This is a genomic window from Achromobacter sp. 01N37 (assembly GCF_056399725.1).
The window spans coordinates 1-14,190 of the sequence record NZ_JBFTRX010000002.1 but is presented as its reverse complement, the minus strand read 5'-3'; the positions used below and the strand labels follow the sequence as shown (position 1 = coordinate 14,190).

At 63.6% G+C, this 14,190-nt stretch carries 15 protein-coding genes and 1 rRNA gene; 12 read left to right on the top strand and 4 right to left on the bottom strand.

Annotation, left to right across the window (positions count from 1 at the left end):
- The 6 genes from AC1DSJ_RS03210 (at nt 1) to AC1DSJ_RS03185 (ending at nt 5,354) form a co-directional block, all read left to right on the top strand.
- Nucleotides 1-663 (top strand): LPS-assembly lipoprotein LptE, encoded by a 663-nt coding sequence (locus tag AC1DSJ_RS03210; RefSeq protein WP_054427111.1) that lies wholly within the window; start codon nt 1-3, stop codon nt 661-663.
- 3 nt (nt 664-666) lie between these two features.
- Entirely contained in the window at nt 667-1,722 is a 1,056-nt protein-coding gene (gene holA, locus AC1DSJ_RS03205; protein WP_054427110.1) for a DNA polymerase III subunit delta, read from the top strand.
- A gap of 196 nt (nt 1,723-1,918) precedes the next feature.
- On the top strand, nt 1,919-3,199 hold the full coding sequence (locus AC1DSJ_RS03200; RefSeq protein WP_054427109.1) for a glutamate-5-semialdehyde dehydrogenase: 1,281 nt from the start codon (nt 1,919-1,921) through the stop codon (nt 3,197-3,199).
- A gap of 315 nt (nt 3,200-3,514) precedes the next feature.
- Nucleotides 3,515-3,895 (top strand): hypothetical protein, encoded by a 381-nt coding sequence (locus AC1DSJ_RS03195; RefSeq protein ID WP_175171066.1) that lies wholly within the window; start codon nt 3,515-3,517, stop codon nt 3,893-3,895.
- Between the two features lie 4 nt (nt 3,896-3,899).
- Complete coding sequence (locus AC1DSJ_RS03190; protein ID WP_175171065.1) at nt 3,900-4,685, top strand: 2-keto-4-pentenoate hydratase; 786 nt, start codon at nt 3,900-3,902, stop codon at nt 4,683-4,685.
- Nucleotides 4,686-4,826: 141 nt separating this feature from the next.
- Nucleotides 4,827-5,354, top strand: a complete 528-nt coding sequence (locus tag AC1DSJ_RS03185; protein WP_441371707.1) for a GNAT family N-acetyltransferase — start codon at nt 4,827-4,829, stop codon at nt 5,352-5,354.
- A 158-nt stretch (nt 5,355-5,512) separates the two neighbouring features.
- On the opposite strand, the gene AC1DSJ_RS03180 is transcribed toward AC1DSJ_RS03185, so the two are convergent.
- Nucleotides 5,513-6,928 carry an amidase family protein gene (locus AC1DSJ_RS03180; protein ID WP_441371706.1) on the bottom strand — a complete coding sequence of 472 codons (1,416 nt, stop codon included), beginning with the start codon at nt 6,926-6,928 and terminating at the stop codon, nt 5,513-5,515.
- Nucleotides 6,929-7,064: 136 nt separating this feature from the next.
- The gene (locus AC1DSJ_RS03175) at nt 7,065-7,937 is read right to left on the bottom strand and encodes a LysR family transcriptional regulator (RefSeq protein ID WP_175171062.1); all 873 of its coding nucleotides are present in this window, start codon (nt 7,935-7,937) and stop codon (nt 7,065-7,067) included.
- A 139-nt stretch (nt 7,938-8,076) separates the two neighbouring features.
- On the opposite strand from AC1DSJ_RS03175, the gene AC1DSJ_RS03170 reads away from it, so the two are divergent.
- The 4 genes from AC1DSJ_RS03170 (at nt 8,077) to AC1DSJ_RS03155 (ending at nt 11,328) form a co-directional block, all read left to right on the top strand.
- Complete coding sequence (locus AC1DSJ_RS03170) at nt 8,077-9,474, top strand: MFS transporter (RefSeq protein WP_342068060.1); 1,398 nt, start codon at nt 8,077-8,079, stop codon at nt 9,472-9,474.
- Nucleotides 9,475-9,541: 67 nt separating this feature from the next.
- Nucleotides 9,542-10,489: a 3-hydroxyacyl-CoA dehydrogenase NAD-binding domain-containing protein gene (locus AC1DSJ_RS03165; RefSeq protein WP_441371705.1), complete on the top strand. Its 948-nt coding sequence runs from the start codon at nt 9,542-9,544 to the stop codon at nt 10,487-10,489.
- A gap of 144 nt (nt 10,490-10,633) precedes the next feature.
- Nucleotides 10,634-10,906, top strand: a complete 273-nt coding sequence (locus tag AC1DSJ_RS03160) for a GNAT family N-acetyltransferase (protein ID WP_054427101.1) — start codon at nt 10,634-10,636, stop codon at nt 10,904-10,906.
- Nucleotides 10,907-10,926: 20 nt separating this feature from the next.
- On the top strand, nt 10,927-11,328 hold the full coding sequence (locus AC1DSJ_RS03155) for a YchJ family protein (protein ID WP_441371704.1): 402 nt from the start codon (nt 10,927-10,929) through the stop codon (nt 11,326-11,328).
- A 13-nt stretch (nt 11,329-11,341) separates the two neighbouring features.
- Here AC1DSJ_RS03155 and AC1DSJ_RS03150 read toward each other — a convergent pair whose 3' ends face one another.
- Nucleotides 11,342-12,214 carry a LysR substrate-binding domain-containing protein gene (locus AC1DSJ_RS03150; protein WP_175171058.1) on the bottom strand — a complete coding sequence of 291 codons (873 nt, stop codon included), beginning with the start codon at nt 12,212-12,214 and terminating at the stop codon, nt 11,342-11,344.
- Nucleotides 12,215-12,324: 110 nt separating this feature from the next.
- On the opposite strand from AC1DSJ_RS03150, the gene AC1DSJ_RS03145 reads away from it, so the two are divergent.
- The gene (locus AC1DSJ_RS03145) at nt 12,325-13,038 is read left to right on the top strand and encodes a haloacid dehalogenase type II (RefSeq protein WP_441371703.1); all 714 of its coding nucleotides are present in this window, start codon (nt 12,325-12,327) and stop codon (nt 13,036-13,038) included.
- Between the two features lie 45 nt (nt 13,039-13,083).
- Nucleotides 13,084-13,824 (top strand): aldolase, encoded by a 741-nt coding sequence (locus AC1DSJ_RS03140; protein WP_175171056.1) that lies wholly within the window; start codon nt 13,084-13,086, stop codon nt 13,822-13,824.
- Between the two features lie 228 nt (nt 13,825-14,052).
- Here AC1DSJ_RS03140 and rrf read toward each other — a convergent pair.
- Nucleotides 14,053-14,165, bottom strand: a 5S ribosomal RNA gene (gene rrf, locus AC1DSJ_RS03135).
- Nucleotides 14,166-14,190: the final 25 nt, after the last annotated feature.

The window sequence follows — 14,190 nt, the reverse complement described above, 5'->3', positions numbered from 1 at the left end:
ATGCACTTCGCCGGGCAACAAACGCACTCCCCCCGCCAATCCTGGCTGCTGCGCGGCGCCTGCCTGGCGCTGTTCATGCTGCTCTCCGCTTGCGGTTTCGCGCTGCGGGGGGTGACTCCCATGCCGTTCGACACGCTCTATATCGGCATCCCCGACAACACGCAGTTCGGCGCCGACGTGCGCCGTTCGCTGCGAGCCGCCTCGCCGAACACGAAGCTCGTCGATTCGCCGAAGGAAGCGCAAGCCATTCTTCAGCAAGTCGCCGATACGCGCACGCTGCGCGAAGTCTCGCTGAACGCGCAAGGCCGGGTCGAGGAATACGAACTGGGCATCAACTACACGTTCCGCCTGATCGACAACAAGGGCCGTGCGCTGATTCCGGACACAACCCTGTCGATCTACCGCGAAATGCCGTATGACGATCAAGTCGTGCAGGCCAAGCAGGGCCAGATCGACACGTTGTACAAGGCCATGCAACGCGACCTGGTGTCTCGCTTGCTGCGCCGCATGACCGCGCCGGAAGTTCGCCGTGCGGTGGAGTCCGCAGAAGAACGTGGCGAAAGCGGCGAGATTCCGCTGTACGACCCGAACGCGCCGGAGCAAAAGCGTACGCCTACGCCGTGGCAAACGCCGTCCACCACCGACCCGGCCATCCTGCGCTAGCCCATGGCACAGCCTTTGGACGCAGACCGGTTGGCCGAACACCTGCAGCGGCCGGGCAACCGGCTTGCGCCGCTGTATACGGTGTCGGGCGACGAACCGCTGCTGGTGACCGAAGCCGTCGACACCTTGCGCGCCTCAGCGCGCAATGCCGGCTACACCGAGCGTCTGTCCATGGTGATGGACGCCCGCAGCGACTGGAGCGCCGTGCTCGCCGCCACGCAAAGCGTGTCGCTGTTTGGCGACCGGCGCATTCTTGAAATCAAGATCCCTACCGGCAAGCCCGGCAAGTCCGGCGCAGACACCCTGACCAAGCTGGCCGAGCAAGCCGAAAAGCAGGCCGACGCCGACACGCTCATCCTCATCGCCCTGCCCCGGCTGGACAAAGCCACGCGCGAAAGCCGCTGGGTCCAAGCGCTTAACCGCGGCGGCATGATGGTGGATATCGCCAATGTCGAACGCGGCCGGCTGCCCGCCTGGGTGGGCATGCGGCTGGCCCGGCAGAACCAGCGCGCCGATGCCGCCACCCTGCAATGGATGGCGGACAAGGTCGAAGGCAATCTGCTGGCGGCGCACCAGGAAATCCAGAAGCTCGGCCTGCTCTATCCTGAAGGCCAACTGGCGGCAGAAGACGTCGAGCGAGCGGTGCTGAATGTGGCGCGCTATGACGTATTCGGCCTGCGCGACGCCATGCTGGCCGGCGATATCTCGCGCACCATCCGCATGATCGACGGCCTGCGTGCCGAAGGCGAAGCCTTGCCGCTGGTGCTGTGGGCAGTGGGCGAAGAAATCCGCTTGCTGGCCCGTGTCGCCGAAGCGCGCGCGCTGGGTCAGGACGTGAATGGCTTGATGCGCCGCCTGCGTATTTTCGGCGCGCATGAACGCCTGGCATTGCAAGCGCTAGGCCGGGTACAGCCCAGCGTCTGGCCTGCCGCAGTGCAACACGCTCACGAAGTCGACCGGCTGATCAAGGGTCTGTCCGTGCCGGGACGTTTGTCTGACCCCTGGGAAGAAATGACCCGGCTGGCGCTGCGAGTCGCCGCCGCCGGCGGGCGACCGTGAAGGCGGCATTGCCGCCGCCTTCGCTTCGCTCTGCGCCCTTCGTTTCGGCCTTCGCTTCAGCCTTCGTTTCAGCCTTACGTTTCGGCTTTCGTTTCAGCCTTCGGTTCGCGCCACGCTCCCCCCCTTTGCCTACGCCCGGCCGCTTTGGCCGGATATACACTGATTCCTCAGACGGCCCCTGCGCCGCCCCCACTCCATGATCGACGCCGCCATGTCCTCGTCCTCCATTGAACACGCCATGTTGACCCTGGGCGAAAACGCCCGCCGCGCCTCGCGCGCCATGATGCGCGCCAATAGCGCCGCCAAGAACAAGGCGTTGCTCGCCATGGCTGACGCACTGGCCGCCAGCCACGACGAACTGAAAGCCGCCAACGAAAAAGACGTGGCCGCCGCGCGCGCCAATGGCCTGGAACCGGCCCTGCTCGACCGCCTGACGCTGTCAGACAAGACCCTGGCGCACATGGCGGAAGGCCTGCGCCAAATCGCCGCCCTGCCCGACCCCATCGGCAGCATCACCGCCACGACCGTGCGCCCCAACGGCATGCGGGTCGCGCAGATGCGCGTGCCGCTGGGCGTCATCGGCATCATTTATGAATCGCGCCCCAACGTCACGATCGACGCGGCAGCGCTGTGCTTGAAGTCGGGCAACGCGGCCATCTTGCGTGGCGGCAGCGAAGCCTTGCACTCCAATATTGCGCTGGGCCGCATCGTGCAAATGGGCCTGGCTGCCGCCGGCCTGCCGCAAGACGCGGTGCAGGTCGTGGCCACCGCCGACCGCGCGGCCGTCGGCACGCTTATCACCATGACCGAACACATCGACGTCATCGTGCCGCGCGGCGGCAAGGGGCTGATCGCGCGCCTGTCGCAAGAAGCGCGCGTGCCGCTGATCAAGCACCTGGATGGCAACTGCCACATCTACATCGACGCAGCGGCGGATCCGGACAAGGCGCACTCCATCGCCTTTAACGCCAAGACCTACCGCTACGGCATCTGCGGCGCCATGGAAACGCTGCTGGTCGACGCGGTAGCCGCTGTCTCGATTCTGCCGACGCTGGCCGCCGCTTTCACCGAGCACGGCGTCGAATTGCGCGGCTGCCCGCGCACGCTGGCGCTGTTGCCGCACATCACGCCCGCCACGGAAGAAGACTGGGGCACGGAATACCTGGGCCCAATCCTGGCCGTGCGCATCGTCGACACGCTGGACGACGCCATCGAACACATCGCCCGCTGGGGCTCCGGCCACACGGATGCCATCGTCACGGAAGACCTGTCCGCCGCGCAACGTTTCCAGCGTGAAGTGGATTCCAGCTCGGTGTACGTGAACCTGCCCACCTGCTTTGCGGACGGATTCGAATACGGCCTGGGCGCGGAAATCGGCATTTCCACAAACCGCCTGCATGCCCGTGGCCCCGTCGGCCTGGAAGGGCTGACCACGCTGAAATGGGTACTGACCGGCGAAGGCCAGGTCCGCGGTTAATCCGGTGCCGTTTCGTGCCGGACGGTTTCGTTCGGCGCGATATCAGGGCCGGGGCCGAAGCGATGGCCCAGGCAATCGCCGATGCCGAAGCAATGGCCCAGGCAACCGCCGATGCCGAAGCAATGGCCTAAGCAATCGTCGAGGCCAAAGCAATGGTTCCGGCCGAAGCCAAGACGGGGACGATTCAACGCCCGTCAGCGCTGACGCAGCCCTGAACACGGGCTGCCGCCAAGCCTTCTACAATAAGGCCAGAAATTCCATTCCCGCTTCTTATCATCCCAACGCGGCGTGCCGCGCAATCTTGAGATCTCCCCCATGCATTCTCCTGTCATGGCCATGGCCTTCAGCCTTTTCGTGCTGTGCTTCATCACCTGCTCGCTGAGCGGCATCGTGCTGTTTTTCTTCAAGAGCAAAGAGATCAACGCCACGCTCAAGCACCCCTATCTGCAGCATCGCCCGTTCAAGCAATACCCGCTGTCGATCCAGGCCGCGATCATGCTGGATTACTTTTTCCGCCTGATGTTCCCGGGTACTCGGTTCTGGCTGGTGGGCAACGCCAACGACCTGCTGGGTCACGTGGATCCGAAAAAGACGCCGCTGTCGCTGAAGTGGCCCATCGTGGGGTTTTGGGGCTCGTGCTGGCTCGGCCTGATCGCAATGATCGTCTTGTGGGTCATGTTGTATTTGGGGACCTGAACGCATGCAAATCAGAATCGAAGACTATCCGGGCAGCCTTGACGCCGCCCGTACCTTGATCGCCGCTCGCGAGTCCGGCATTGCGGGGCCGCGCCTGCCCGCTGAATGCCGCCCGCAATCGCTGGGGCAGGCATTTGCCGTCCAGCAACGCACCGCGCAGCTGCTGCAAGAAACGCGCCAGGACCGCATCGCGGCCTGGAAGAGCGCGTTGCCGTCACCGGAAAAAACCGTGGTGGCGCCGATTTACGCGTCAGGCACCGCCCACGCAGAAGCCGGCCCCATTGCAGCGCGCACCGACATCGTGCGGATCGAACCCGAGATCGCCTTCGAACTTGCCCACGATCTGCCCGCCCGCGCCACGCCCTACACCGAAGCTGAAATTGATGCCGCGGTTGGCAGCGCATGCTTGGCGTTGGAAGTGCTGGGCTGCCGCTACGCGTCGCCCGAACACGCCAGCCTGCCCGAGCTGCTGGCCGACCACATGTTCAACCAGGGCCTGGTCCTGGGCCCTCGTATTGCATCGCCCGACGCCGCCCCGTCCAGCATGACGCTGACCTTGTTGGTCAATGGCGAAGAAGTCGAGCAGCATCCCGGCTTCCACCCTAACGATCGCCCCAAGGCTGGTCTGTATTGGCTGGCGAACTTCCTGCGCGAACAAGGCCTTGGGCTGTATGCCGGCCAACACGTTATTACAGGTTCGTACGCCGGATTCCTGGATGTGCCGGCAAACCAGGATATCGAACTGGTTTATGGCGACCTGGGCGTGCTGCGGTTGCGCTTCAGTAAGTGAATACGCGCACGCGCGGTAAACCGTGCGTGCTGCCGCTGCATGTTGAGTAATACATTCGTCCTCGCGTCATCAACGGGGTCAACGCACCGTCCGACAATAACGCCCCACTTCGCCCCTTCCACCCTGCTGGAGCCTTCGTTCATGCTGACCCTGCGCCCGTTTGCGATCTCGGATTTTCCGTTGTTAGCCAGCTGGTTTTCGAGCCTGCCGGACGTCGTGCAATGGGGCGGCTCGCACCTGTCGTACCCGCTGACGCAAGACGATGTGGAAGACATGCTGGCGCAAGGGCAGTCCCGCCCGCCCAACCGCCGTTGCTGGATGGCGTATCGCGGCGACACCGCCATCGGCCATGCGCAGTTGGCCTATGAATGGCGCGACGGCAACGCCCGCCTTGGCCGCGTAGCCATCGCCCCGGCCGAGCGCGGACAAGGCTTGGCACGGCCCATGGTCACACTGATGATCGAAGAAGCCTTTCGCACACCCGGCATCGAACGCCTGGAGCTCAACGTGTACATGTTCAACACACGCGCCATCCGTACGTACGAAGCACTGGGTTTCACCATGGAAGGCGTCAGGCGTTCATCCACGCGCGCGGGCGACGCGCGCTGGGACACCGGCATGATGGGCCTGCTGCGAACCGAATGGCAGGCGGCAATGCCCGCCGCTTGAAGCACCCCACTTGAAGCCCCCCACTTGAAGCACGTCGCCTGAGCCGGGCTACCTGAAATTCGGTGGTCTACCTCGCCCGACGATCACGGCTGCCGAGCCAAGCGGAACCTATCGGCGCCCATGCCGCGGTGCCGATTGCGGCATCGGTGCCGTGATATCTATCGCGGCTTGGGCTCCGCGATGCTGACCGGGTCGCCTGCCGCTTCGACCACTTCACCTGCCGCCAAGCACAGGTCTTCGCGGTAGCGCCCCGCCACAATCTGCACACCCACGGGGCTCGGGCCCGCGCTGCTCATTGCGCTACCCATCGCCACCGACAGGCCGGGCAGGCCCATGAAAGGCACGCCGATTTGCGTCATCTGCGCGCGCCACACCCGGGCGTAGGCGGTGTCGCCCTGCAAGTCCAGCTTGTCTGGGAATGGCAACTCCGCGGACACAGGCAGCAGCAGAATCGGGTAGTCGGCAAAGAACAATTCCCACTGGCGAGTCAGCGTCGCGCGGCGCGTCAACACTGCAGAAAAGCTATTCAGGTCAGCGCCTGCGGCCTTATCGCGCTGCCCTCGCAAGGCCACGAGCGCGCCTTGGTCGCCTTCCTTTTCGGCTGCGGCCAACATGGCGTCATAGCCATCTGCCATCCACATACGAATTTGAAGATCGGCCGCTTCCTGCAGGGGGGGAATCGTGTCCAGGGTATCGACCGTCCACCCGGCTTCGGTCAGCCGGCGCGCGGCCTCTTGCAGCGCTTTGACCACGGCCGGTTCGGTGTCCATGCCTTCCGGGTTCACGCATAGCGCGGCACGGCGCGGCACATCCGGGCCCACCAAGGGCGCGGGCACCCACCAGGGGTCTCTGGGGTCGGCCGCTGCCAGCGCAGCCAGCCCCAACCGAACATCGGCGATGGTGCGGCCCAGCGGACCAGACACTGCAGTCAACTGGCCACCAATCGATCGTTCAGGCAAGGCCGCGTTGTAGGCCGCGACACGGCCCAACGACGGCCGCAAGCCATGCACGCCGCAGGCATAGGCGGGATAACGAATGGACCCGGCGATATCCGTGCCATGCGCCAGATGCCCGATGCCAGCCGCCACCGCCGATGCGGCGCCGCCCGACGACCCACCGGGCGTCAGCGCGGCGTTACGCGGGTTGCGCGTGTCGCCATGCAACGCGTTGCCAGTGAACCAGCGCAATGAAAATGCAGGCGTATTAGTACGCCCCAGGACGACAGCGCCGGCCCTACGCAGGTTGTCGACGACGGGGCTGTTCACGGTGGCGATCAAATCTTTCTGCAGGCCAACGCCATTGGTGGTGGCATACCCGGCCTGATCCACGTTGACCTTCACGGTGACGGGGACCCCGGCCAACATGCCGGCATCTTCGCCACGGGCCAGCGCAGCGTCCACGGCGGCAGCCTGCGCCAGCACGTCTTCGGGACGATGATCGATGACGGCATTAAGCGCGGGGTTCACGGCATCCAGCCGGCCGAGCGCGCTTTGCGCGGCTTCCACGGCTGACACCTCACGGTTGCGGATACGGGCGGCTAATTCAACTGCGGACAAACGCCAAAGATCGGACACGCGTGACTCCTGAAGTCATAGGTTTCTTGCGGGGCAGACAAACCTTAGCGCCTGACGCGCCGCCCCACAAGCCACGGTTTACCGCAGTTGATGCGCCATTTGTCCGCTTCCGACCCTGTCCGCCCCAGTGCCCACTTCAAACCTTATCCGCTTCAAACACGTCGACAATCGCATCAGCCACCGCGCGCACGCGAGCCGTACGGTTCAAGTCACCGTGCATCACCAGCCACAGATCGTAAGGTTCGCTACGCGTCGGCCAGATCCGAACCAGTTCGGGATACGCCGGCGCCATATGGGTAGGCAATTCGCCGATGCCCAGGCCCGCGGCCACCGCGTCGATGATCATCATCCCGGAATTCAGTTCGACGGCGATATGGCCATTGCCCGTGGGTTCACCGCAGAACGTGTCCGACCAGCCCGGCAGCACCGACTGCTGATACGTCACCAGCGCATGGCCGGCGAACGCCGTGCCAGGCTTGGGCTCGCCATGCTGCGCCAGATAGCTGCGTGACGCGTACAAACCCACCTCTTTGCGCGCCAGATGGCGTTGGATCAGGTCGGGGTTATCCGGCTTGACGTTGCGTATCGCCAGGTCCGCCTCGCGCCGCGTCAGATTGCTGATCTGGATGGACGCGGACAGCACCACCCGGATATCCGGATGATGAACATGCACGCGGCGAATAGCCTCCATGATGAAGTAGCTGGCCACGGTTTCGGACGCCGCCACCCGCACGACGCCGGACAAGCGGTGGTCCAGCCCTTGCATTTGCCGTTGCAATTGATCCGCCGCCTGCTCCATGCGCTCCGCCGCGGCGAAGGCCAGCTCGCCAGCGGCGGTCGGCACATAGCCGCCGGGAGTGCGCAAGAACAAGCGTGCGTCCAGCGATGATTCCAGCGCCGCCAACCGCCGCCCCGCCGTCGCCTGATCGATCTGCAACAGGGCCGCCGCCCCTCGCAATGTCCCGATCCGATAGATGGCCAGGAAGATCCTGGCATTGTCCCAATCCATGGTGCTCGTCCTTGGCAGAGGCTTGAAGCCCGCCTTGTGATGCAAATTTGCATGACTATAAAGCACTTATTCAGCTTTTTTGCATCGCTGAAAACTCCTAAGCTTCATTCCTCGAAATGCCGCCATTCCCCCGATCCTCATGAATACCGCTTGCCCGCAAGTCCCCGCGCCCGTCCAGGACGCCACGCCCGCCACCGGTTGGCTGCCGCTTATCACCCTGGCCATCGGCTTTGTGATGGCGATGCTTGATGTCACCGTCGTCAACGTCGCCCTGCCCAGCATCGCGCTGCAATTCACCGTGCCGCTGACCGACCTGGTCTGGATTGTGGACGGCTACACCCTCACCTTCGCCGCCTTGCTGCTGGTTGCCGGCGCGCTGGCGGACCGCTACGGGGCCAAGACGATCTACCTGAGCGGCCTGGGCGTCTTCACGCTGGCATCGCTGCTGTGCGGCCTGGCGCCCGACGCAAACACGCTGATCGCCGCCCGCATGCTGCAAGGGGTGGGCGCGGCCTTGTTCATGCCCAGCTCGCTCAGCCTGCTGACCCATGCGTATGACGACGAACACGTACGCAACCGGATGCTGGCCGCGTGGTCGGCCATCGTCGCGGTGGCCGGCGCGTCCGGCCCTTTATTGGGCGGCGTGCTGATCCATCAGTTTGGATGGCGCGGCATTTTCCTGATCAATATTCCGCTTGGGGCGGCCGGCCTGTGGCTGGCGCGTCGCCGCATCCAGGCAGCCCCGCGCCGCCCGCGCGGGTTGAACCCGTTGAGCCACGTACTGGGCGTGATCGCGCTGTCGTCGCTGTGCTTCGTGCTGATCCAGGGCAACGCCTACGGCTGGACCTCCAGCCGCATCGCCGGCGTCAGCGCCCTGTGCGCCGTCGCGGCCGTGTTGCTGGTGCGGCGCGAACGCCGCCATGCCGAACCCATCATTCCGCGCGCGCTGTTCCAGACGACGCAATTCGCCGCCGCCAACGGCGTGGGTTTTCTCATCAACCTGGCGTCGTACGGACAGCTCTTCTTACTAAGCCTGTTTCTGCAACACGCCCGAGGCGCAGACGCCCTGCAAACCGGCATTCAGCTGGTGCCGATGCTTGCCGTCTTCTCGATCGGCAACATGATTTCCGGCCGCGTCTCGGCGCGTTGGAACGTATCGGCGTCGCTGTTGGGCGGCGTCTCGCTTGCGGCCATCATGAGCGCGGCAGGCATCTATGCGTTCACGCCCGGCATCGCCTATTGGCCGTTCGCCATCATGGTGGCGCTGTCGAACCTGGGCGTGGGCATTGCCGTGCCGGCGATGACCAGCATCGTGATGCAGGTGTCCGGCAAGCAACATGCCAATAGCGCCGCCGCAGCGCTGAACGCCAACCGCCAGTCGGGCGCACTGGTCGGCGTTGCGCTGATGGGCACCATTCTGCACGCGCTGCCCGACTGGAGCGCCAGCCTGCCCGTCGCCTACTGCGTCATTGCGGCAAGCTACGCGGTAGCGGTCGTACTGGTATGGCAGCATCTGCGACGCACCCGCAACGCTTAAGCGTGCACATGGCAGCGCGGCGGCGTTTGCTTCACAATGTGGCCGAACCCCATCCTCGGAGAGCCGCATGTCCAGCACCGCCACGCCCATCCCCTCCATTCGCCGCGTCGCCATCGTGGGCGCGGGCACGATCGGCGCCAGCTGGGCGGCGCTGTTCCTGGCGCACGGGCTGGAGGTCGTGGTCAGTGACCCCGCCAGCGATGCCGAAGCGCAAACGCGCGCTCGCGTCGCCGCCGCGTGGCCCGTGCTGAAGGAACTGGGCCGCGTGGCCGAGGGCGCGTCATCCGATGCGCTGCATTTTGAACCGGACTTGACCGCCGCCTTGGCGGATGTGGATTTCGTTCAAGAAAATGCACCCGAACGCGAAGACTTCAAGATTGACCTCTTTGCCCGCATGGACGCGATATTGCCGCCGCACGTGATCGTGGCATCCAGCTCATCGGGGCTCATCATGAGCCGCCTGCAATCGCGCTGCCAGCATCCCGAGCGGTTCGTCATCGGCCATCCGTTCAACCCGCCCCATCTGATCCCATTGGTGGAAGTGGTGGGCGGCGACAAGACATCCGCAGACACTATCGACCGCAGCATCACGTTCTACCAAGCGATGGGCAAGTACCCCATCCGCTTGAACAAAGAAGTGCCGGGCCATATTGCCAACCGGCTGCAAGCCGCGGTCTGGCGCGAAGCGATCCACCTGGCGGCGGAAAATGTGGCCAGCGTGGCCGATATCGACGCCGCTGTCTCGCAAGGCCCCGGCCTGCGCTGGGCGCTGTTCGGGCCGCACATGACGTTTAACCTGGGCGGTGGCGAAGGTGGTTTGACGCAATTCATGCATCATCTGCTTGGGCCCGTTCAAACCTGGTGGGACGACCTGGGCGCGCCTGTCGTCACGCCCGAACTTCAGCGCAAACTGATCGAAGGCGTCAACGCCGAAGCAGGCCAGCGCAGCATTGCTGATCTGGTGCAGACGCGCGACGCACAGCTCACCGCGCTGATCAAAACGCTGAATCGTTGAACCGTTGGACTGTTGAACGGTTGGACTGTTGAACCGTTGAGCTGTTGAACCGTTGAACTGTGGCACCGTTGAACTATGGCACCGCCAAACCGCCGAACCACTGACCCGTTGAACCATAGAACGGCTACTCATGAGACTCGCCCTATGACCATCGTCACCCACGACTCCGCGCAATCCCGCTTCACCGCCACCGTCGATGGCGTGCTGTGCGTGCTGGACTATCAGTTGCACAACGGCGCCATGGCCATCGTTCACACGGGCGTGCCCAGCCAAGTCGGCGGCCGCGGCATTGCGGCCGACCTCACCAAAGTCGCGCTGGACACCGCGCGCGCCAACGGCTGGAAGGTACGCCCGTTGTGCTCCTACGCCGCGGTCTATGTGCGCCGCCACCCCGAATACAACGACCTGTTGGTCTGAATGGCTGTTTCGATTTTCCCGTGACCAAAAAGCCCGACTCCTCGAATCTGCCCTGCCCTTGTGGCGGCGCAACGTACCTCCAATGCTGTGGCCGCTGGCACGATGGCCCGCAAGCCATGCAAGCGCCCACCGCCGAAGCGCTGATGCGTTCGCGTTACAGCGCATTCGTGTTGGACAAGCTGCCTTATCTGCTCGCCACCTGGCACCCCAGCACACGCCCTGCATCCCTTGAACCCAATCCGCCCGATTTGAAGTGGCTGGGGCTGGCCATCAAACAAGCGCCTAACCAGGATGACGAACACGCGACGGTTGAATTCGTGGCGCGTAGCCGTCAAGCCGGACGCGCGCATCGCATGCACGAAGTCAGCCGTTTCGTGCGTGAAGGCGGGCGATGGTATTACGTTGATGGCGATCTGAACTGATCGCGTTGTTGTCCTAAGGGGCCAGCGCGCCTTCGATATCTGTTTCGACGGCGTGTCTTAGCGCGGCCACTAACTGTTGTTCGATCCCCGTGGGCGCGCGCGAACGGCCCACGATGGCCAGCTCGGTCGCCGGCACCGCCGACAGCCCTTCTTGTTCGCCCAGTAAGGCGTGCGTAGACAACCGTGCAAAGGCCGGCAGCAAGCTCACGCCCAGCCCGGCCGCCACCGCCGCTTGCACGCCGGCCAGACTGTGGCTGTGATACGCCACATGCCAATGGCGGCCCATGCTTTCCAGGGCGTAAATCATGCGCTTTCGATAGATGCAGCCGTGCGGGAATATCACCAGCGGCACGGCCCCAGCCCCCGCCAGATGGCGCTTGTCGCCCACCCACACCAAACGCTCCGGCCACGCCGCCAGGCAAGGCCCCTCGCCAGGCTCGCGCTTGATCAGCGCCAAATCCAGATCCGCCGATGCCAGCTTGCCGCGCAGGTCGGTACTCATGCCACTGATCGTTTCCAGCCGCACGTCGGGATGGTTGGCCACAAACCCCGCCAGCAGCACGGTCAGCCGCGATACGTCGAAGTCCTCAGGTATCCCAAGCCGCACGACCCGCGCCGCGCGGGGCGCCGCCATCACATGCTCGGCCTCGTCCGCGATGAGCAACAAGCGGCGCGCATAGGCCAGCATCACTTCGCCATCTTCGGTGGCCGACACGTTGCTGCCGGTGCGATCACGCAGCAAGAGCGTCTTCCCCACGGTTTGTTCCAGCTTGCGGATCTGCTGGCTGACCGTTGACTGCGTCCGATGCACACGGCTAGCCGCGCGCGTGAAGCTGCCTTCATCGGCGACGCATACCAAGGTTCGTAGCAGTTCTAGATCGAGCATGGCAACTTTGATATTTGACTATCAACTGAGTTGAGTTCAATTATTAATTTTACAACTTGATTGCGGGGCCGCTACGCTCACAATTCCGAAATCGCTTCCAGGACACTCCTATGCCGCTGAATCATTTACCGCGTCCCGAATGGCTCACCTTCGATTGCTATGGCACCTTGATCCAATGGGATGAAGGCCTGCAAGCCGCCGTCGCACGCATTCTGGCGGCCAACGCGAACGGTCAGGAAACGCCAACGCCAGCTCAATTCCTGCATGTCTATGATGAGCACGAGCACCGCTTGGAGCGCACCCCGCCGCATCGCAGCTTCGCTGGCATAACCCGTGAATCATTGCGGTTAACCATGCAGGAACTCGGCCTTGCCTATCGGCCGGAAGACGCCGACATGCTCACGGGTAGCATTTCTGCGATGCCGCCGTTTCCCGAGGTCGTCGGTGCTTTGGCAGCGTTGAAGCAGGCGGGATTCCGGCTTTGTATTGTCTCTAATACCGACGATCAGATCATCGCGGGCAATGTGGCGCAGCTGGGCGGCCACATCGACCGCGTGATCACTGCCGAGCAAGCGGGCGCCTATAAGCCGTCCCGCAAGATCTTCGCCCACGCGCACGACAGCCTGGGCGTCTCGCCCGACCAGGTCGTACACATCTGCGCCAGCCCACATCTGGATCACGCGGCCGCCCGTGATATTGGCTTCCGCTGTGTATGGATCGACCGCGGAACTGGCCGCAAACTCTTGCCGGACTACCGCCCGGACGCTACCGTACCCACTTTGGATCTCGTGCCTGAATTGTTCCGCGCCGCGGGTTGGCGGTAAACGAGTTGGGCTCGTCTCACCCTTTCTGAACCTTCGAAGGCAGTCATGAATCAAGAACCCCGTTTTGCCGAGGCACTCTTTCACGCCAAACCCGTTGCCGCGCTGCGCGCGGATCTGGCGCTGGCACTGCGCGCTGCCGCTGCTCATGGCTTGGGCGAAGGCGTCTGCAACCATTTCAGCGTGGCGTTGCCCGGCGATCCGGACCACTTCCTGCTGAATCCGCGCGGCCTGATGTGGAATGAAGTCCAGGCGGACGATATCGTCTTGATTGATGCCCATGGCAACAAACTGGCCGGCCGGCATGCCGTCGAACCTACCGCCATGTTCATTCATGCCGCTATTCACCGCATTGCGGGCAAAGCCTGCGTCCTGCACACGCATATGCCCTATGCCACCGCATTGACGCTCACCTCAGATCGCGGGCTGGATACGACGCTGTCCCAAAATGCCATGCGCTTTCATGGCCGCTTGGCGATCGACGAAAACTACAACGGGCTGGCGCTCGATGTCAGCGAAGGCGAACGCATCGCCCACGCCATGCAAGGCGCGGATATCGTTTTCCTGGGCAACCACGGCGTCGTCGTCTGTGGCGAACGTCTGGATTATGCGTATGACGACCTTTTCTTCCTAGAGCGCGCCTGTGCTGCACAAGTATTGGCGCAATCCACCGGCCGCCCACTCAAGCCAGTTAATGCAGATATCGCCAGCAAAGTCGCCGCCCAGATCCAAAGTGAACGTCTGCAATCCGAGCTTTTCTTCGCAGCACTGCGTCGCCAATTGCCCTGACATCGGCGCGGCCGGTATCAACCACCGCACGATCCGAAGCCGTAGCGATAGCCGTAGCCGTAGCGTAAAGACAGGATTAATACCCGCGCCCATGCAAAAACCCCTCGCAGCGCCAGCTGCGAGGGGTTTTCTTTTAATCAATGCTCAATATCAATGGTCGAATCGTAAAAACCGAATCACCAAAGACAAAACCCCGCAGGATTACCTGCGGGGTTTCGCGGAATAAAAGCCTGACGATGACCTACTTTCACAGACGTCCGTCCACTATCATCGGCGCGAAGGCGTTTCACTGTCCTGTTCGGGATGGGAAGGAGTGGTACCACCTTGCTATGGTCGTCAGGCGTAACTGGTTGAGCCGCTGCGTGT